Here is an 18422-nt window from a genome sequence, read left to right as displayed (position 1 = left end):
TGAGAACACGGCTTGTTCGAGTATTCTAAGGGACGAGCTTAGGCTAGTTTACTGCGGACAGCGGCGCTAATAGCACCCATGTCTGCACGGCCTTGTACCTGAGGTTTCAGGATGCCCATCACTTTACCCATATCTTGCATTCCAGCAGCGCCTGTTTGAGCAATAGCGGCTTCGATTAACGAGGCTACTTCTTGTTCGCTGAGCGCTTGAGGAAGGAACGCTTCCAAGATTTCAATCTCGGCAAGTTCTTTATCAGCTAAGTCTTGACGTTCGGCAGCTGTAAATTGTTCAGCTGCGTCTTTACGCTGTTTTACTTGTTTAACAATGATGCTCAGGATCTGGTCATCATCTAAAGTAATGCGCTCGTCAATTTCTACCTGTTTAACAGCCGCAAGCAACATACGCAGTGTGCCAAGACGAAACTTGTCTTTGGCGCGCATTGCTGCTTTTTGCTCATCTTGTAAGGTTGCTTTTAATGACATAGGTTATTAACAGCGCTTAGTACAAGCGAACGCGACGTGCGTTTTCACGAGCCAATTTCTTAGCGTGACGTTTAACAGCAGACGCTTTAGCACGTTTACGAGCTGTAGTTGGTTTTTCATAAAACTCGCGACGGCGAACTTCAGAAAGAATACCTGCTTTCTCGCAAGAGCGCTTGAAACGACGTAGAGCTACGTCAAATGGTTCGTTTTCACGTACTTTAACGATTGGCATATGCCTATCACCTTCCGGTTTATTAACGGCCGAACAAAAATCAGCCTGAGTGTTTAAAAATGGTGCGGAATTTTAAGCCGAACTAGGGGGCAATGTAAAGCCTATTTGTAATCCTCTGGTGAAATAAGCCGCTAGCAAGTAATATAGCTGCGATTTTAAGCGGGCTTAAGCATTAAAAACACCTATTTTTAAGCCAGTAACTAAGCAGGAAAAGCAAGATTATGCGTGTACTAGGTATTGAAACGTCGTGTGATGAAACGGGCGTGGCCATTTATGATGACCAACAAGGTTTATTGGCCGACGTTCTTTACAGTCAGGTTAAATTACATGCCGATTATGGTGGAGTAGTACCAGAGTTGGCCTCGCGCGACCACATTCGTAAAACCATTCCTCTTATAAAAGAAGCGATGGCGAATGCCAAGTGCACGGCAGATGATATTGATGCAGTAACATACACCGCTGGCCCAGGTTTAGTAGGGGCTTTATTGGTTGGCTCGCTAACAGCGCGCAGTATTGCGATGGCGTGGAACAAACCTGCTGTGCCGGTTCACCATATGGAAGGGCATTTGTTAGCCCCAATGCTAGAAGACAACCCACCAGAGTTTCCTTTTTTAGCCTTGCTGGTTTCCGGTGGCCACACTCTATTAGTAGAAGTGGACGGCATTGGTGAATATCAAATTCTCGGTGAATCTATTGATGACGCAGCTGGAGAAGCCTTTGATAAAACCGCCAAGTTATTAGGTTTAGATTATCCAGGTGGCCCAGCGCTAAGCCGTTTGGCTGAAAAGGGCACACCAGGCCGCTTTACTTTTCCTAGGCCAATGACTGATCGCCCTGGTTTAGATATGAGCTTTTCCGGCCTTAAAACCTTTGCTAAAAACACCATCGATGCCGAAGGCAAAGATGAACAAACCCAAGCAGATATTGCCTTAGCATTCCAACAAGCCTTGGTTGAAACTTTAATCATTAAGTGTCGTCGCGCCTTAAAGCAAACTGGCTTAAAACGCTTAGTGATTGCCGGTGGTGTAAGCGCCAATAAATCATTGCGAGAGCAGCTCGGTGAGTTACTAGAATCGCGTGGGGGTAAAGTGTATTACCCGCGGCCAGCGTTTTGTACCGACAATGGCGCTATGATTGCTTACGCAGGTATGCAGCGTTTTAAAGCAGGCCAAACCGAAGGTTTATCAGTAAAAGCGATGCCTCGTTGGCCGCTTGATGAGTTACCGCCTGCTAAAGCGATTTAGATGTTAAAAAGCGCCTTAAATAGGCGCTTTTTTATTGGTCTTTATTGACTACTTTGCTTTCGGTGTGATTGCGCAGGCGGGTAATGTTGCCCTGGTGGCGAATAATAATAAGGCAGGCTAGCATCGCTACGGGGAGAGTGTATTCAGATTTGATTAACCAAGTGTATAAAGGCGCTAAACTTACACTCACAATAGCAGCTAACGATGAATAGCCGCGCAGTTTTAAGGTCATAATCCAAGTTACTATCAGTAAAGCTGCTAAGTCTAAGCCAATTGGCAGTACGCCACCTAAGGCTGTTGCGACACCTTTGCCACCTTCAAAATGAAAGAAGATGGGGTACATGTGGCCTAAGCATGCAGCTATACCTACAAATCCCAATACTATTGGTGCTAGTCCCGCGTAGTAACCCATCCAAACTGGCACCATGCCTTTTAATAGGTCACATACTAATACTAATGCTGCAGGAATTTTGCCGCCGATGCGGTAAACGTTGGTGGCACCTGGGTTGTTTGAGCCGTGTTGGCGAGGGTCGGGTAAGCGGTAAATTCGACATATTAGTACGGCACTGGATATAGAACCCAGCAAATAAGCTGCCGTAATAAAAAATAAACCGAGTAAACCCATTAGCTTAGAAGCATTCCACCAATTGCCGAATTGCGGTATTATCGCGCTCTCTCAAAGGTCAAATCATACGCTGTTTTTTTAGCTAAGGCTAATAAGCACGTTTGCAGCACAGCAGCCAGAACTATGGATAAAGTATTTATTAAAGATCTCACCGTATTAGCCACCATCGGTGCTTACGAGTGGGAAAAAGAGATTAAGCAAAAGTTGCTTATCGATTTAGAAATGGCGTGGGATAACAAACCTGCCGCCCAAAATGATGATTTATCGCTAGCGCTTGATTACGCCTCGGTGAGTCAAGCGGTGAGTGATCTCGTTACCGGGCAAGCTCATGAGTTAGTTGAAACCGTGGCTGAAAAAGTGGCGAGCTTAGTGATTCAGCAGTTTTCTGTGCCGTGGCTTAAGGTCACTATCAATAAACCCGGAGCCGTTCCATTTGCTAGCAACGTGGGTGTGCAGATTGAACGTGAGCAAAAGGATTACGCTTCGTAATGGCCGATATTTTTGTAGGCATTGGCAGTAACATTGAACGTGAGCAATACATTCAACAAGGTGTGGCTGCATTACGCGCACAATTTGGCGAGTTAACTTTAAGCCCAGTTTATGAAAGCCCTGCCTTGGGTTTTGATGGGCCCGAGTTCTACAATTTGGTGGCTAAATTTACTAGCCCTTTATCCTTACAAGCGGTGTTTGAAACGATTAAACGGATTGAATTTGAACACGGCCGAGCAATGGATGCGCAAAAGTACTCGTCACGCACCTTAGATATCGATATTCTTTTATATAACCACTTGGTGGTAGATTCACCCTGTGTATTACCCAGAGCCGAGATAAGTAAAAGTGCTTTTGTATTAAAGCCGCTGGCAGATATTGCTGGCGAGTTGGTACATCCAACGCTTCATCAAACTTACACGCAACTATGGCAAGATTTTGATCATAGTAGCCAAGTGCTCACTCTTGTAGAGAGTTTCAACTTTTAATTTTTTAGCAGCAAGGAACCAAGAATGAGTACATTTGAGACCATTTTTTTGGCTTTGATCCAAGGTTTGACCGAGTTTTTACCTATTTCCAGCTCTGCCCATTTAATTTTGCCCTCGCAGATTTTTGGTTGGGATGATCAGGGGATTGCCTTTGATGTAGCGGTGCACGTAGGCAGTTTGTTTGCCGTTTTGGGTTATTTTAGAAAAGAAGTATGGGCCATGCTCAAAGCGTGGTTAAGCTCGTTTACTGGTAATCGTAGCCCCGAGGCTGTGCTTGCTTGGTTAATTCTCTTAGCCACTATTCCTGCGGTATTGTTTGGCGGCTTGTTTAAATCGTTGATTGAAGAGTATTTGCGCTCTGCGTATGTGATTGCAACTACCACCATCGTATTTGGTGCTTTGTTATGGTGGGCCGATTCGCAAGCTAAGTTAGTGCACGACGAGTACAAAATTGGCTGGAAACAAGCGCTGTTTGTGGGTGTTGCACAAGCGATAGCGATTATTCCTGGTACTTCGCGGAGTGGTATAACAATTACAGCAGGCTTAATGTTGGGCCTAACCCGCGAAGCCGCGGCGCGTTTTTCATTTTTAATGTCTATTCCGGTAATTGTTGGCGCTTGTGTTCTTATGGGCAAAGACATGGCTGATAATCCGGTGGATATCGACTGGTCGTCTATGTCGCTGGGTATATTGGTGTCGTTTATCAGTGCTTATTCTTGTATTCACTTGTTTATTAAGTGGGTTAACAAGGTAGGTATGAAGCCGTTTGTTATCTACCGAATGTTACTGGGTATTACTTTGTTTGCCTTTTTAGCCTTAAGTTAAACGGCCTTTAGTTCGAACAAAAAAAGCACGCCAATGGGCGTGCTTTTTTATTGTAATGAACTGCATGGCTTGGTTACTGTTCAGTCAGCTTATTGCTCAAGATGTTGTAAATAACGCTGCTTTTCTTGCTTAATCAGCTTAAGCCGCGCTAGGTGCACCTGTTCGCGAATCGCCTCACCTTTATAACCTTGTTGCACAATGGCTTGAATATTCACGCTGTTGGCTACCTCGAGCTGCGATAGCAAATAGTTGTAAGCAGGGTAATCGTTTTGTTCAAAACCTAAACGACCACGAATATCGGCCACGCCAGCTTCTAGTATTTGGGTAAAACGCTCTGGTTTGCGCCAAGCATCGCAGCGGTTAAACAGCTTTAATACGGTTTCGGGACGAAGTTCCAAAGCGCTGTGAATGGTAATGTGGTGCTCAGCGACAAGTAGCGCTAAATCTCGGTACTCGTTAGGTACTTTGATGCGTTGGCAAAAGGCTTTGATTAGCTTTACCCCCTTAGGCCCGTGGCCTGGATGAGAAGGCAGCTTTTCTTCAGGGGTTAAGGCTTTGCCAAAGTCGTGGCACAAGGCTGCAAAGCGCACTAGGTTGCTATAACCATGTTTAGCACTTTGCTCTATTACCATTAAGGTGTGAATGCCGGTGTCTATTTCTGGGTGCCATTTGGGACTGGCTGGCACTCCAAATAAATCATCCAGTTCTGGTATTAAGGCCGCCAGTGCGTCTGCTTCTCGCAATACTGCAAAAAATACTTGTGGTGATTGGCTGCCAAGCGCTTTTTCTAGTTCTCGCCAAATACGCTCTGGGGTTAAGCTGGCTAATTCGCCCGAGTGAGCAATTTCTCGCATTAACTCGATGGTTTCATCGGCAACTTTAAATCCTAGGTGATGGAAACGCGCGGCAAAGCGGGCCACTCGTAATACTCGCAACGGATCTTCTACAAAGGCGGGCGATACATGGCGTAGTAGCTTCGCATCTAAGTCGCGTTGGCCACCGTAAGGGTCAATTAGCTCACCATTTTCTGAGCGGGCAATGGCATTTACGGTAAGGTCGCGTCGTAAGAGGTCGTCTTCTAAGCGAATATCATCAGAGAAATCACAACTAAAGCCGGTGTAACCTGTGCCTTGTTTGCGTTCGGTGCGCGCCAATGCATATTCTTCTTGGCTGTGAGGATGCAAAAATACTGGGAAATCTTTGCCTACTTGGCTGTAGCCAAGTTGTAGCATTTGTTCGGGAGTGGCGCCAACCACAACGTGATCGCGGTCTTTTACCTGTAAACCTAGTAGTTGATCTCGTACTGCTCCGCCGACTAAATAGGTTTCCACTTATCACTCCTCGTTAACTAATATCCACAAACGCCTTGCGTGGGGGTATTATACACCTATCAATGCTCAATAGGGCTTGGATTGCGACTTGTAATATAAGTGGCAGCCATAATCGGTGAAAGGATAGCGGTTTAATGTATTTGGATTACTTTGGCTTAAAGGAAAGTCCCTTTTCGATAGCGCCAAACCCTGATTTCTTGTTTATGAGCGAGCGTCATAAAGAAGCCTTGGCTCACCTTACCTTTGGTTTGGGCGAGACTGGTGGCTTTGTGTTGCTTACTGGTGAGGTTGGTACCGGCAAAACCACGGTGTCGCGCGCCTTGCTTAAACAAGTGCCCGAAAACACCCAAGTGGCCTTGGTGTTAAACCCAAGCCTTACCGAACTAGAGTTGTTAGCCACAGTGTGTGATGAGCTGAGCATAGAATATGACCGTGACTCTTTTAGCGTAAAAGACTTTGGCGACGCGATTCGCCAGCGTTTGTTAGAGAACCACTTCCAAGGTGGCAACACCATGCTGCTGATTGATGAAGCGCAGCACTTGTCGGTAGAAGTCCTCGAACAATTACGGTTATTAACCAATTTTGAAACCGATACACGCAAGTTATTGCGGGTGGTATTAATTGGCCAACCCGAACTGCAACAAAAGCTTAAGCAACCGGTTTTACGCCAATTGGCTCAGCGTATTACCGCTCGCTATCACTTGCTGCCATTAACCGTAAATGAAGTAGAAGCCTACGTGCGCCATCGCTTAATGGTGGCGGGGTGTGAGCGCCCTCTATTTGCTCCCTCGGTGATTAAGCAGTTGTTTAAGGCTGCAGACGGCATTCCGCGGGTGATTAACTTGCTATGCGACCGCGCTTTGTTAGCTGCCTACGGCCGTGACCAAATGCAGGTAGACAAAAAAGCGCTTAATCAAGCGATTGAAGAAGTGGCCTTGGGCGAGCCTAAGTCTCAAGGCTTTAACCTTAACTATGTATTGAGTGGTGCTTTATTAGGCTGCTTGATCGTGGCGGCTTGGTTTATTTTGCAGCAAACGCCAGCAGTTGAAATAGAAAACCAGCCGATAGCTGCGCCAGTTGTTGAGCGCCCAACCGAGATTGTTGCTGTAGAGCCTGCCCCTGTGCTGGAACAAAGCGAAGATGACATTCAAGCAATTAAGCAAGAGTGGCAGCAACTACGAGCGAACAACAGTTTGCCAGCGCGCTCTTGGCAATTATTGTTGCGTACTTGGGGTTACGATGTGGCGAATGCGCAAGCAAACTGCAACCTAGTAACAAGCTTAGAACTATATTGTTTAAACCTTACAGGCGGCGAGCGGGCTTTGCGAGAAGTGAACCTTCCCGCGGTAGTTGAGCTAGAAGAAGACGGTCATTACTTTTATGCGGTGGTGCGCCATTGGGGGCCTAAATTAGAACTATGGATGGGTGACCGCGCAATTATGGTTAGTCGATCTTGGTTTGGCCAACGTTGGAACGGCGAGTTTCAAGTACTCTGGAAGCAACCCCCAGGCTTTACTGGGGTGCTTAAACAGGGCAACCAAGGCGAAGCTGTTTATTGGCTAGAGCAAAGCTTGTCATTAATTCAAGGACTGCGTCCACGCAAAACTTTTAATTTTGATGCCCAGTTAAGCCGTCAAGTGCAGCAGTTCCAGCAGCAAAATCGCCTAAGTGCCGATGGCATAGCTGGTGTATTTACTTTATTACGTCTTAACCAACAGATTTACGTTGATCAACCGCGCTTGCAGGAGTTGAATTAATGTCCAGTATTTTAGACGCACAGCGCCGTAGTCAGCCAAACGAAGCGGTTGCTTTAGTTGCGCCCTCGCCAGTTAATCCAGTATTAACCGCAGTGCTAAGTTCGGTTCTCACCTTATCTTTAGGCGCTGGCGGTTTTTGGTTGTGGCAGCAATCAAACAAGGATACCGCGCCAGCTAAAGTGGAGGCTGCGGTTCAGCCTGTAACTAAAGAGCTAGAAACTAAACCTATAATGCGGGTCTCTCGGGTGGTTGAACCTAAGTTAGAGATTGAGCTGTTGCCCTTGCCTCAATTAGAAGGGCTAGAAAAGGTTGATTTGCTAGCACTACGCCAAAAGCAGTTTGAAACCTTATTAAATGCACCTATTCCGCAGTATCAAGCGCCAGAGCCAGTGGCTACGCCAAACGACCGCTCTACTGTGGTGGCCAGTAAGCCTGTGCCAGTGCAGCAGTCGGCACCTGCCAAGCCTAGCTCGGCAGAAGAAAAGGGCTTAGAGCAACGCTTTGCAGCGGCTGTACAAGCAACCAATACCTTAAGCTGGGACGCGGAGTTTGACCCAAGTACCTATGACGACGCACCCATGGTTGGAGCGCTCGACCCAGAGGTGCAAAAATTGGTACCAGCCATTACCTTTAACTCGCACGTATTTTCGTCAGACCCGAACCGCCGTTATGTCACCCTTAATGATAAAGAGTTGGTAGAAGGCGATTTTGTTACCAAGAACATCGAGTTGGTGGCGATTCGTCTTGATGACATTGTGCTGCGGGTTGCAGGTAACTTATGTCGACTGAATGCTTTGTCAGATTGGGGTTAACAAAAAAGTGGGGCTAACAAAAAAGGCGCACTAAGCGCCTTTTTTAATGGAAAAATAACAGCGGTTACATCCACTGATTATCGCGCTTTTTACGACGAGGGATCATTGGCAGCAATATACCTAGAATTAAACCAATACCCGCTACACCTGCGCCTCGCATAAACCACTGCATTTGCACCGCTTCATCTTTGGTGTCTAACTCATGTTGGATGGCATTATTTTGCTGGCTAATTTGAGTAAGCTGTTCGTTTAACTGATCGTTAGTAAGCTGAAGTTGTTCAATTTGCTGTTGCTGGGAATCAATTTGCTCAGCTTGTTCGGCAGAGGCTGCACCGCTGTCTTGCTGTTGCTGCTTAAGCGCAGTTTGGCTTTTTTCTAACTGGCTTTTAACTTGTTCTAATTGAGCAGCTAAGCCTGGAGAGCGATTAAGGTATTTAGCTTCTACCCAGCCTTCGCGGCCATTCTCTAAAACAATTTTGGCGTATTTGTTTTCTTGGTTGTATTCAACCTGATTGATTTTAGTACCCGCGTTTACGCTACCTACAATACGAAATTGGTTGCTAGGACCAGAATGCATGAAGACATATAAGTCGTCAGAGATGTAACGAGTTTGAGCAAGAGCAGGGAAGGCGAGGGCAAGCGATAAAAAAGCAGCAGATAGTGTTCTGACAATCACGGCGTATCTCTTTATTTAGAATAGTTTCGCCGTTAGTGTACGAAACAACGTTGCTAGTCTCAACCAGCAACGTTGTTAATGTGAGTAAAGTTAACTAGTTTAGTGAGATACTAGTTAAAAATAGCCAACATAATGTAGTAGAACACGATAGATAGTGCTGCACCGGCCGGCAGAGTTACTACCCAAGATACTACAATACTACGTACTACACCGAGGTTAAGCGCGGCAATACCACGTGCCATACCCACACCTAACACCGCACCTACTAGGGTTTGAGTGGTAGAGATTGGCAAGCCAGTACCCGAGGCAACGACTACTGTTGTTGCAGCAGCGAGTTCAGCAGCAAAACCACGGCTAGGTGTAAGGTGGGTAATACCTTTACCAATAGTGGCAATTACGCGATGACCAAACAGGGCTAAACCGGCCACAATACCTAAACCACCTAGTGGTAAAATCCACCATGCTAGTGAGGCTTTAGCGGCAATTTCACCGTTGTTATTTACTACGCTAACTACTGCCGCCAATGGACCGATAGCATTTGCTACGTCGTTTGAACCGTGAGCAAAAGCCATACAACAAGCGGTAATTACCATTAGTACTGCAAATACTTTTTCTACGTTGGTGTAGTGCATTTGACGGTCGGCTTTAGGGTCGATTTTTAGGCGGCTAATAATCACCTTACCTACAATAGCAACCAATACGCCAACGGCTACGGCCCAAACGTAACCTTCAACACTGCTTAGCTCTAAACCAATGTGTTTAAGGCCCTTTTTGATGGTTACTAGCGCCATCATAAAGCCAGCTAAGAACATGTAACCTGGCACGTAGCGTTTAGCGGCTTCTAGTGGATTGTCATGTTCAAAAATAAGCTTCTGGGCGCTCACAAAGATTAAGTAAGCAAATACACCAGAGATAGCGGGAGTAATTACCCAGCTGCCTACAATGCCGCCGACTTTGGCCCATTCTACAGCTTCTGTGCCTACACCTACTGCGGCGAAACCAACAATGGCACCAATAATAGAGTGAGTGGTTGATACTGGCCAGCCGTTGTAAGAGGCAATTAATAGCCACGTACCAGCAGCAAGCAGCGCGGCAATCATACCGAATACTAATAGCTCGGGAGTGTTAACAAACGCGCCAGAATCAATGATGCCTTTACGTACGGTATTGGTTACCGCACCACCGGCCAAATAAGCACCGGCAAATTCAAAGATCATCGCGATAATAATCGCTTGTTTAATGGTAATAGCGTTAGAGCCTACCGATGTACCCATAGCGTTGGCTACGTCGTTGGCACCAATACCCCACGCCATAACAAAGCCAAAAACGGCCGCAATAACAATCAGCGTAGTGCCGTAAGTTGCAAGAATTTCCATTGGAGTTACCTAAGTATTTTCTTTGTTTAGCGATAGATCATCAGTTCTAAGCGAGCACCAACGCGCTGCGCTTGGTCGGCTAGTTCGCCGATAGCTTCAATGATGAAATATAGGAACATTGCGTCGATAGGATCTAGTTTCTTCTCTAGCTTTTGTAATTTTCGACGAATTTTGATTTGCTGTGCGTCGGTATCGTCTTCGATAATATCGAGTTCGTGTACCATTTTTTTCACTAGGTCTACTTCACGGCCTTTAAAGCCTGTTTCTAGTAGATCTTCTAGTTCGTTGATTACTTCTTTAGCTTTACCAGTTGCATCTAAACAACGCGCTAAGTAAGTCATGAACATTTCAGCAAGTTTAGGTGGTAACTCCATCTTTCGGCCTAACATGCGACCTGAAATGTCTTTTGCTTTATTGGCAATTCGATCTTGGTGAGTAAGCAGCTCGAGTACGTCTGAACGTTCAACAGGCATGAAAATACCACCAGGTAGATTCAGGCGAATTTCACGCTTCATGCGATCAGCTTCTTTTTCTAAGTTTGAAATGTCTCTACGACGTTTTGCCGCAGTTTTCCAATCTTTATTAAGTACTGCTTCAAAAAAAGGTACAAGACCCTCACAGCATTCGTGTACTACATTGATATGCTCTTCTAGAGGTTTAATCGGCGATTTAGCGAACAAACCTAGAATTGTATTTCCGGACATAATCTCTGTTCCAATTAGCTATGCAAAGGATATATTTTTTGCGAGGCGCATGGTAACGTAGCGGAGCTTAAGTGCAAGCATTTATCTTACAATTTGTTGCTTTTTACTTGAGCTGAATCAAAGGTTTTGTATGAAAACTGAACAGAGGGAGCAGGTCGCTGCATCAGCCTACATGGATAAACCATGAACACTGAAATTGAAATCAAGCTCTTAGCTACACCTCAATGCGCGTCGGTGTTATTGGCTCGGCTCAATCAGTATAGTGTGCTGCAAACCGAAGTGAAAACCCTCACCAGTGTTTATTTTGATACTGATGACCGCCAACTGATGCGTTGGGGTATGGGCTTACGTATTCGCAGTGGCGATGGCGACAATGTTCAAACCATTAAAACCGATGGATTAAGTGTAGGCGGTTTACACCAGCGTCCCGAATACAATTGTGTGCTTCAATCTAACCAACCACAATTAGCCTTATTTGAAGAAGTTGAATGGCCAGCCGGCGCCGATCTTTCCAGTCTTAATAATCAGCTAAGCCCTTTATTTACTACCACCTTTGATAGACAAACTTGGTTGGTTGATTTGCCTAACGATACCCTAATTGAAGTAGCTTTCGATCAAGGTTCGCTTACCGCAGGAAGCGAGCACGAAGCCATATGCGAAATTGAGCTGGAGTTTGTTAAAGGCGACATTAGCCAGCTTTTCGAACTCGCCAGCGACATTGCCTCAATAGAAGGTTTACGCTTAGCAAACATTAGCAAAGCTCAGCGTGGATATATGCTGGCTACCGCTCATGTACAACAAGTTAAAACCCTAAGCGCAGTTAAACTTAGTGATGCTGATAGTACTAGTGAATGCTTAAATCGAATTTTTGCTGGTGCACTCGAACATTGGCAATACCACGAACAGCTATTTGTGGAGCAGCGAAGTTTTGCTGCTTTGGAGCAAGTCTCTCTAGCGGTGCAAATGTTGTTTCAAGCCTGCAAAATGTTTAGTGAGCGCGATTTAGTAGAATGCGCTTGGCTTAATGAATTACGTTGGTTACGCCAACAGTTTGCGTGGTTAACCCAAGCCGCCAGTTTAAATAAACTGACTGCTGAACGAGGTGCATTGATTAAGAAGTTACCTCAGCAACGCTCTTTATTGAAAACCCTGCAACAGCGTCAGGATGATTTGCCGCAACCTGATGATGTTTATCAATTAATGCATAGCGCCCGCTATTGTAGTTTGATGTTAAAAATAACCCGCTGGCTTTATCAAGCTAAATGGCAGCACAGCCAAGCTCTACAGAAAGAGAATATTCAGCATTTAGCCAAAGCAATGTTGCAAACTAGTTGGGATTACTTGCAACAATCGCCTTTGGCTGAACCTCAGCTTGATTGTAATGCCTATATGAAACAAGCCACTAAATTGCGACGTAACCTGCTGGTGGGCATGTGTGTAGGTGAATTGTTTGATCAAGAGCTGCGCCAAGAATTCCGCTTGCCTTGGGTAGATATTCTATCGGGCATTGAAGAACTGAGTTTGTTTAAGCCGATGCGAGAACTATTGCCAGAGCTGGATGCAGAGTTACAGCAAGCCATTGAAAAGTGGGTGCAGCGTAAAGAGCGCTCCTTACTGGATGCCTTAGAGTTTTCTCGTCAGCAAGCGCTGCAACAAGCGGTGTATTGGTAAGTCGTGGACGGTTTCGCCTTAAAAAAACTACTCACCGTGTTGGCTATGCCTAGTACCTCACTATGGCTGTTGTTGTTGTTGGCTCTCTTTTTTGGACTGCGAGGTCATAAGCTACTAGCCCGCAGCTGCGCCGTAATTAGTTTGTTGCTGATGTTTTGTTTAAGCCTATATCCGGTAAGTGGCGCACTTCTTTATTATTGGGAAAAACAATACAACGGATTACATTCTCTACCACCAGATACGCAAATAATTGTGGTGTTGGGCTGTTTGCATTATCAAGATGAAAATCAGCCGCTATCTAGTCAGGTGCTGCCTTGTGGCGCAGTTAAAGTTGTTGAAGCGGTTCGTTTATGGCGCCAGCAACCGCAAGTGAAAATATTATTATCGGGTGGTGATAATGAAGGCAGTGGAGTACAGCATGCCGATATGCTTGCCAAACTGGCTTTGTCGTTAGGGGTGCCTGAGTCTCGATTAATTCGTAGCTATCAGCTTAAAGACACTGCTGAAGAAGCTGCTAACATTGCCAGACTTTACCCGAATACCCAATTAACCTTAGTTACTCAAGCTTCTCATATGCCAAGAGCGATGCGACTATTTGCCATGCAGGGGCTTTATCCTACTGCCGCTCCTACTTACTATCAGGTGAAAAACTGGCATGCTGGCTTCACCTGGCAAAGCTTTATTCCGCGGCTTAGCCATATAGGCAAGGCAGATACTGCGGCATACGAAGCGCTAGCCCATGCTTGGCTTAAGCTGCGAGGTAGTTAATTAAACCGCGCTTCAATGAGACTTCTTTTGTAGTTCACTCAACTGCTGCTGAATATTGCTCAATTGTTGTTTGAGTTGCTGATGTTCTTTTTGTTGCTCTACGATCAACTGCTGAATTTGATGCTCTGAATTAGATTTTCCACGAAGTAAAAAAGTAGACATCAAACCAGATATCGCACCAAAAAAGCCAACGCCGGTTAAAATCATCACACCAGCAATAATGCGTCCAGCATCTGTAACCGGCACAAAATCACCATAACCCACGGTAGATATTGTCACTATTGCCCACCACAAGGCTTCACCTGCACTACTTATTTGGCTGCCTGCTTGGTCTTGCTCGGCCAGCAGTATGCCAATAGAACCCAGCAGAATTATCACCAGTAAGCCGAACAAAACAGTTGCCGCGGCGGATTCTACTCGACGATGTTTTAAGCTCGCTAATAGGTGCCGCTGCTCACTTAAAGCTTTAATCAGTTTTATCGCATGGAAAAAACGCAATAGGCGCAGCGCCTCCACCATAGGAATACTCGCGAGTAGGTCTATCCAATGATGTTTGCAATAGGCAAGCGGAGATTTGCTGCGAGCAGCACTCACAATAAAGTGCACAATAAATACAACGCAAATAAGCGTATCTAGATTGATCAGTAAGGCTTTAAGTTGAGAATCTGCAGGGTAAAAGAACAAGCTGCTAACAATCACAATGGCTATTAGCGACAGAAACAGCATCACTAAGTCGAAGGCATTGATGTGCGTTTTCATTTATTAATTCCGAAGGATAAGAACAGCTGATTTTACTATACGCCAATTTTATCAAACAACGGTTTTTGGTGCTTAAAAATGGCAGATGAAGTCAATTTTTGCTTGGTTTTTTGCTATCAGCTAATCACCAGTTTGATATGGCTTACACTCCCTGCGATCCAGCTTGTGCTCAAGCATGAATCATGATGATATTAAGCCAAATTTTGGATTCGGGTTTTCTTCATCATGCCAAGTACTCTTCCTGTCCCTAGCGAGCTTTATACTATTGCTGAGCAATCTTGGGAGCGCCTTATCGAGTTAGCGCCAAATTTATTAGAGCAACTAGATGCACAACAACAGTTGCAGAGTAAAACCGCCTTTGCTTTGAGTGATTTTATCGCCCGAAGCTGCATTAGCCAGCCAAGTCTTCTCTCTGATATTTGGCAACAGCAATTGTTAGAGCAGCCCTTAAACGAACAGCAAATGCGTGAGCAGTTAAGTACCGAACTGGCCGAGCAAATTACCGACGACGGTGCCAAAAAGGTATTGCGTCAGTTCCGCCGCATGCAAATGGTGCTTATTGCTTGGCGTGATTTACTTCTTAAGCAAGCAGTAACAGACAGCTTTGCCCAAGTGTCGGCTGTGGCTGATAGTTGCGTAGATTGTGCTAATCAATGGTTGTACAAACGCTGTTGCGGTGAGTCTGGTACACCCAGTGATGCTGAAGGAAACGCGCAGCCATTAGTGGTAATTGGCATGGGAAAGTTGGGCGGGCGAGAGCTAAATTTTTCATCCGATATCGATTTGATTTTTTGTTTTCCCGAGAACGGAGAAACCCAAGGTGGCCGCCGTAGCATTGCCAATCAGCAGTTCTTTATTCGCATGGGGCAGCGGCTTATTCAACTCATTGATCAAACCACTGTAGATGGCTTTGTATTTCGGGTAGACATGCGCTTGCGACCATTTGGAGAATCTGGTCCCTTGGCGGTTAGTTACGCAGCCTTTGAAGATTATTATCAACATCATGGCCGAGATTGGGAGCGCTACGCCATGGTTAAGGCGCGAGTGATTAACCAAGACTTGCGCTTTGATCAAGATATTCAAGCCATGCTTAAGCCCTATGTTTATCGTCGCTACATCGACTTTAGTGCTATTCAAGCACTGCGCTCGATGAAGGCTATGATTAACTCTGAAATTCGCCGCAAAGGCTTGCGCGACAATATCAAACTGGGCTCGGGCGGCATTCGTGAAATTGAGTTTATTGTACAAACTTTCCAGCTTATTCGTGGTGGGCGCGAGCCGGTGCTACAAACCCGTTCACTACTGCAGGCTTTGTCACAGTTAAGTGAGCACGGTGAGTTGAGTGAAGCTCAAACCAAGATGCTGCGCGAACACTATTTGTATCTACGCCAAGTGGAAAACATTCTGCAGCAAATAGATGATCAGCAAACTCAAACCCTACCAGATACAAGCGGTGACCAGCAGCGCGTTGCTTGGGTAATGGGTCATGACAATTGGGAGAGTTTCTACCAACAATTGCAGCAAGGGCTTGCTCAGGTAAACGCCTGCTTCCAATCTGCCATTGGTGAAGAGGAACAAGAAGAGCATCAAGCAGGCCAAGAATATGATGATTTGTGGCATTGCGGCGCTGATAGAGAAGCCCTTGCTAGCTTGATGAGCAAACATGTTTGTAGCGAGGAAGAGCAAAAAGCTCGCGTAGAAACCATGTACCACTTTATGCACGCCGTAGAGAAGCGCCAAATTGGTCAGCGCGGTCGCCAAACCCTAGAGCGGATGATGCCAAGTTTATTACAGCAGCTGTTTGAGCATCCTCAAACCAGTTTGGTATTGCCGCGGGTAATGGTATTGCTTGAGCGGATTCTATCAAGAACCGCTTACCTAGAGCTGTTAGCCGAAAACCCAGCTTCGTTGCAGCAACTATTAAGGCTTTGCGCAGGCAGCGCCATGTTGGCGCAAAAGCTGGCGAGCTTTCCTATTCTTTTGGATGAGTTACTCGATCCTAAGCTACTGTACAACCCGGCCAGCGAAGACAGTTACGCCCAGCAGCTCCGTGAGTTTATGTTGCGTATTCCACCCGATGACATGGAACAGCAAATGGAGGCGCTGCGTCAGTTCAAACAAATTCAGCAGTTACGTATTACTGCTGCCGATATTGCTGGTGCATTGCCGCTAATGAAAGTGAGTGATCACTTAACCGCGGTAGCCGAAGTGATAGTAAACGCGGTGGTTGAGCAAGCCTGGAGCCAGATGGTTGAGCGCCATGGTTACCCAGAGCATTTAGGTGAACAACAACGTGGTTTTGCGGTAGTGGGTTACGGCAAAATTGGTGGTATTGAAACAGGTTATAGCTCCGATCTAGATTTAGTCTTTTTGCACAATAGCGACAGTAGCACCTATACCAATGGGCCAAAGCAAATCGACAGTAAGCAGTTTTATCTAAAGCTGGCACAGCGAATTATGCATCTGTTCAATACACGCACCGCCTCAGGTGTACTGTATGAATTGGATATGCGCTTACGTCCTTCTGGTGCTTCTGGTTTATTGGTTTCCGCCATTGAAGCTTTTGAGCAATATCAAGTGAAGGAAGCGTGGACCTGGGAGCACCAAGCGCTAGTGCGTGCCAGAGTAATTTATGGAGATGCAGAACTCGCTGAGAGTTTCGCCCAAGTTCGCCATAAAATTTTGGCTCAGCCACGCCAAGCGGTAGAGCTAGCCAAACAAGTGCAAGAGATGCGCAGCAAAATGCAGGGACACTTAAGCCGAGAAACAGAAGACGTTCTGGATCTCAAGCAATCTCCTGGCGGTATGGTAGACATTGAGTTCATTGCTCAATACTTAGTATTACTGCATACCCAAGAGTACCCTCAGTTAAGTAAATGGACTGACAACGTAAGAATATTTGAAAGCTGTGCCGAGCTTGATTTATTAAAGCCTGAACAAGCTCAGGGGCTAAGCCAAAGCTACTTGGATATTCGCGATGAGTGTCACCGCTGTGGTTTGCAAGGTTTGCCACGTTTGGCCAACAAAGCCGAGTTTAAGCAAGATTTAAGTGTAGTGACCGATACTTGGCGGCAGTTGTTTACTTAGCACTGAACAAGGGTTTTAAGGCTTAAAAAAGGCGCTGCTTTTAAGTTAAAGCCAGCGCCTTATTGTTAATAAACGCCTTTTTCACCTTCTGGGCGAGACTTAAAGCGGCGGTGGATCCACATATATTGCTCGGGCGCACGTAGAATAGCTTTTTCCACCACTTGGTTGATGGTGTGGGCATCTTGTTCATCATCACCTTGCGGGTAGTTATCTAGGGCTGGTTCTATCACCAAAGTAAAGCCTGAGCCATCTTCATTACGTAGTGCATAGGTTGGCAATACTTGCACGTTTTTCACTTTAGCTAAGGTAGCGGTACCGGTAATAGTGGCAGCTTTATCTTGAGCAAAAAACGGTACAAATACCGCGGCGTGGGTACCGTAGTCATGATCAGGTGCGTACCACACTGCGTTGTCTTGGCGCAGCGCTTTAATCATGCCGCGCACATCGGTACGATCTACCAAGTATTTATTAGACTTAGTGCGACCATGATATTGGTAGTACTCATAAACCGAATTTTTATTTGGCCGGTAGATCCCAACTCCGGGATCCAACGTGCCATAAGCGCGAGCATGGCTTTCTAAGGTCCAGAAGTGGGCACTTACTAATAAAACCCCACCTTGTTGCTCACGCGCTTTTTTTAGGTGTTCAAGGCCTTCTACTTTAAAGTGTTTTGCAAAGCGCCATTGTGGCCAAAACCAAGCATTGGCGGTATCCACTACCGAATGCCCTAAATGACGAAAACAGCCTTCAACCAGTTGCTCTCGCTCTGCTTCACTTTTGTTTGGAAAACAAATTTCCAAATTGCGGCGGGTAATATGTACACGTGACTTCATCAATGCTCGGCCTAAACGGCCAATGCCTAAACCCAAGTAATGCTGAAGGCGATAAGGCAGCAAACTAATACTGAACATAAAGCCAATTAATACCCAGGCCCCCCAGTTCTTTGGGTGAAAAGATTGTGCGTTAAGCTTGGGTGATGAAATTTTCGCCATATTTTACTTTGTCACTGTAATAATGTGTAAAGTCTACTGGATATCAAGAGATTATGCCGCAGACCATAAGTTTAACTATGATAAACTGTTAATAATTATTTTTC

The 18422-nt window shown here is 45.7% G+C and carries 18 protein-coding genes; 9 read left to right on the top strand and 9 right to left on the bottom strand.

Features of this window, described 5'->3' with window-relative positions; genetic code table 11:
- Positions 1-38: 38 nt before the first annotated feature.
- Positions 39-482, bottom strand: coding sequence for a GatB/YqeY domain-containing protein (locus LQZ07_RS20860; protein WP_016403354.1), 444 nt, complete (start codon positions 480-482; stop codon positions 39-41).
- Between the two features lie 16 nt (positions 483-498).
- Complete coding sequence (rpsU, locus tag LQZ07_RS20855) at positions 499-714, bottom strand: 30S ribosomal protein S21 (RefSeq protein ID WP_016403353.1); 216 nt, start codon at positions 712-714, stop codon at positions 499-501.
- 221 nt (positions 715-935) lie between these two features.
- On the opposite strand from rpsU, the gene tsaD reads away from it, so the two are divergent.
- A complete protein-coding gene (gene tsaD / locus LQZ07_RS20850; RefSeq protein ID WP_016403352.1) occupies positions 936-1958 on the top strand; it encodes a tRNA (adenosine(37)-N6)-threonylcarbamoyltransferase complex transferase subunit TsaD in 1023 nt (340 codons plus the stop codon).
- A 31-nt stretch (positions 1959-1989) separates the two neighbouring features.
- Here the strand turns inward: tsaD and plsY are convergent, their stop codons facing one another.
- Positions 1990-2583, bottom strand: coding sequence for a glycerol-3-phosphate 1-O-acyltransferase PlsY (gene plsY / locus LQZ07_RS20845; protein ID WP_152784247.1), 594 nt, complete (start codon positions 2581-2583; stop codon positions 1990-1992).
- A gap of 123 nt (positions 2584-2706) precedes the next feature.
- Here plsY and folB point away from each other — a divergent pair, with 123 nt between their 5' ends.
- Genes folB through LQZ07_RS20830 form a run of 3 tightly spaced genes read left to right on the top strand, consistent with a single transcriptional unit; the run spans position 2707 to position 4385 of the window.
- The gene (folB, locus tag LQZ07_RS20840) at positions 2707-3072 is read left to right on the top strand and encodes a dihydroneopterin aldolase (RefSeq protein ID WP_016403350.1); all 366 of its coding nucleotides are present in this window, start codon (positions 2707-2709) and stop codon (positions 3070-3072) included.
- On the top strand, positions 3072-3560 hold the full coding sequence (gene folK / locus LQZ07_RS20835) for a 2-amino-4-hydroxy-6-hydroxymethyldihydropteridine diphosphokinase (RefSeq protein WP_152784249.1): 489 nt from the start codon (positions 3072-3074) through the stop codon (positions 3558-3560). The genes folB and folK overlap by 1 nt, the downstream gene beginning before the upstream one ends.
- Positions 3561-3584: 24 nt before the next feature.
- Positions 3585-4385: an undecaprenyl-diphosphate phosphatase gene (locus LQZ07_RS20830; protein ID WP_152784252.1), complete on the top strand. Its 801-nt coding sequence runs from the start codon at positions 3585-3587 to the stop codon at positions 4383-4385.
- A gap of 89 nt (positions 4386-4474) precedes the next feature.
- Here LQZ07_RS20830 and LQZ07_RS20825 read toward each other — a convergent pair whose 3' ends face one another.
- Complete coding sequence (locus LQZ07_RS20825) at positions 4475-5716, bottom strand: multifunctional CCA addition/repair protein (RefSeq protein ID WP_249483335.1); 1242 nt, start codon at positions 5714-5716, stop codon at positions 4475-4477.
- A 134-nt stretch (positions 5717-5850) separates the two neighbouring features.
- Here LQZ07_RS20825 and LQZ07_RS20820 point away from each other — a divergent pair, with 134 nt between their 5' ends.
- Together LQZ07_RS20820 and LQZ07_RS20815 are read left to right on the top strand one after the other, a co-directional pair.
- A complete protein-coding gene (locus tag LQZ07_RS20820; RefSeq protein WP_152784254.1) occupies positions 5851-7473 on the top strand; it encodes an ExeA family protein in 1623 nt (540 codons plus the stop codon).
- On the top strand, positions 7473-8285 hold the full coding sequence (locus LQZ07_RS20815; RefSeq protein ID WP_152784256.1) for a general secretion pathway protein GspB: 813 nt from the start codon (positions 7473-7475) through the stop codon (positions 8283-8285). The genes LQZ07_RS20820 and LQZ07_RS20815 overlap by 1 nt, the downstream gene beginning before the upstream one ends.
- A gap of 64 nt (positions 8286-8349) precedes the next feature.
- On the opposite strand, the gene LQZ07_RS20810 is transcribed toward LQZ07_RS20815, so the two are convergent.
- From LQZ07_RS20810 to LQZ07_RS20800, 3 genes are all read right to left on the bottom strand, one after another.
- Positions 8350-8961 carry a TIGR04211 family SH3 domain-containing protein gene (locus LQZ07_RS20810; RefSeq protein ID WP_152784258.1) on the bottom strand — a complete coding sequence of 204 codons (612 nt, stop codon included), beginning with the start codon at positions 8959-8961 and terminating at the stop codon, positions 8350-8352.
- Between the two features lie 110 nt (positions 8962-9071).
- A complete protein-coding gene (locus LQZ07_RS20805) occupies positions 9072-10337 on the bottom strand; it encodes an inorganic phosphate transporter (RefSeq protein WP_152784260.1) in 1266 nt (421 codons plus the stop codon).
- Positions 10338-10363: 26 nt separating this feature from the next.
- Entirely contained in the window at positions 10364-11041 is a 678-nt protein-coding gene (locus LQZ07_RS20800) for a TIGR00153 family protein (protein ID WP_016401668.1), read from the bottom strand.
- A gap of 183 nt (positions 11042-11224) precedes the next feature.
- Here LQZ07_RS20800 and LQZ07_RS20795 point away from each other — a divergent pair, with 183 nt between their 5' ends.
- Positions 11225-12712, top strand: coding sequence for a CYTH domain-containing protein (locus LQZ07_RS20795; RefSeq protein ID WP_152784262.1), 1488 nt, complete (start codon positions 11225-11227; stop codon positions 12710-12712).
- Positions 12713-12715: 3 nt separating this feature from the next.
- On the top strand, positions 12716-13480 hold the full coding sequence (locus LQZ07_RS20790) for a YdcF family protein (RefSeq protein ID WP_152784264.1): 765 nt from the start codon (positions 12716-12718) through the stop codon (positions 13478-13480).
- A 12-nt stretch (positions 13481-13492) separates the two neighbouring features.
- Here the strand turns inward: LQZ07_RS20790 and LQZ07_RS20785 are convergent, their stop codons facing one another.
- Positions 13493-14239 (bottom strand): potassium channel family protein, encoded by a 747-nt coding sequence (locus LQZ07_RS20785; RefSeq protein ID WP_152784266.1) that lies wholly within the window; start codon positions 14237-14239, stop codon positions 13493-13495.
- A gap of 225 nt (positions 14240-14464) precedes the next feature.
- Here LQZ07_RS20785 and glnE point away from each other — a divergent pair, with 225 nt between their 5' ends.
- Entirely contained in the window at positions 14465-17326 is a 2862-nt protein-coding gene (gene glnE, locus LQZ07_RS20780) for a bifunctional [glutamate--ammonia ligase]-adenylyl-L-tyrosine phosphorylase/[glutamate--ammonia-ligase] adenylyltransferase (RefSeq protein WP_152784268.1), read from the top strand.
- 65 nt (positions 17327-17391) lie between these two features.
- Here the strand turns inward: glnE and lpxL are convergent, their stop codons facing one another.
- A complete protein-coding gene (lpxL, locus tag LQZ07_RS20775; RefSeq protein WP_152784270.1) occupies positions 17392-18318 on the bottom strand; it encodes an LpxL/LpxP family Kdo(2)-lipid IV(A) lauroyl/palmitoleoyl acyltransferase in 927 nt (308 codons plus the stop codon).
- Positions 18319-18422: the final 104 nt, after the last annotated feature.

The sequence above is a fragment of the Agarivorans sp. B2Z047 genome (assembly GCF_023373605.1).
Classification (GTDB): domain Bacteria; phylum Pseudomonadota; class Gammaproteobacteria; order Enterobacterales; family Celerinatantimonadaceae; genus Agarivorans; species Agarivorans albus.
The sequence above is the reverse complement of the archived record's forward strand: the minus strand, read 5'-3'. Positions and strand labels throughout refer to the sequence as shown.

Coding starts and splice junctions, on each gene's coding strand:
- LQZ07_RS20860 (WP_016403354.1), bottom strand. CDS start 482: ATGTCATTAAAAGCAACCTTACAAGATGAGCAAAAAGCAGCAATGCGC.
- rpsU (WP_016403353.1), bottom strand. CDS start 714: ATGCCAATCGTTAAAGTACGTGAAAACGAACCATTTGACGTAGCTCTA.
- tsaD (WP_016403352.1), top strand. CDS start 936: ATGCGTGTACTAGGTATTGAAACGTCGTGTGATGAAACGGGCGTGGCC.
- plsY (WP_152784247.1), bottom strand. CDS start 2,583: ATGGGTTTACTCGGTTTATTTTTTATTACGGCAGCTTATTTGCTGGGT.
- folB (WP_016403350.1), top strand. CDS start 2,707: ATGGATAAAGTATTTATTAAAGATCTCACCGTATTAGCCACCATCGGT.
- folK (WP_152784249.1), top strand. CDS start 3,072: ATGGCCGATATTTTTGTAGGCATTGGCAGTAACATTGAACGTGAGCAA.
- LQZ07_RS20830 (WP_152784252.1), top strand. CDS start 3,585: ATGAGTACATTTGAGACCATTTTTTTGGCTTTGATCCAAGGTTTGACC.
- LQZ07_RS20820 (WP_152784254.1), top strand. CDS start 5,851: ATGTATTTGGATTACTTTGGCTTAAAGGAAAGTCCCTTTTCGATAGCG.
- LQZ07_RS20815 (WP_152784256.1), top strand. CDS start 7,473: ATGTCCAGTATTTTAGACGCACAGCGCCGTAGTCAGCCAAACGAAGCG.
- LQZ07_RS20805 (WP_152784260.1), bottom strand. CDS start 10,337: ATGGAAATTCTTGCAACTTACGGCACTACGCTGATTGTTATTGCGGCC.
- LQZ07_RS20800 (WP_016401668.1), bottom strand. CDS start 11,041: ATGTCCGGAAATACAATTCTAGGTTTGTTCGCTAAATCGCCGATTAAA.
- LQZ07_RS20795 (WP_152784262.1), top strand. CDS start 11,225: ATGAACACTGAAATTGAAATCAAGCTCTTAGCTACACCTCAATGCGCG.
- LQZ07_RS20785 (WP_152784266.1), bottom strand. CDS start 14,239: ATGAAAACGCACATCAATGCCTTCGACTTAGTGATGCTGTTTCTGTCG.
- glnE (WP_152784268.1), top strand. CDS start 14,465: ATGCCAAGTACTCTTCCTGTCCCTAGCGAGCTTTATACTATTGCTGAG.
- lpxL (WP_152784270.1), bottom strand. CDS start 18,318: ATGGCGAAAATTTCATCACCCAAGCTTAACGCACAATCTTTTCACCCA.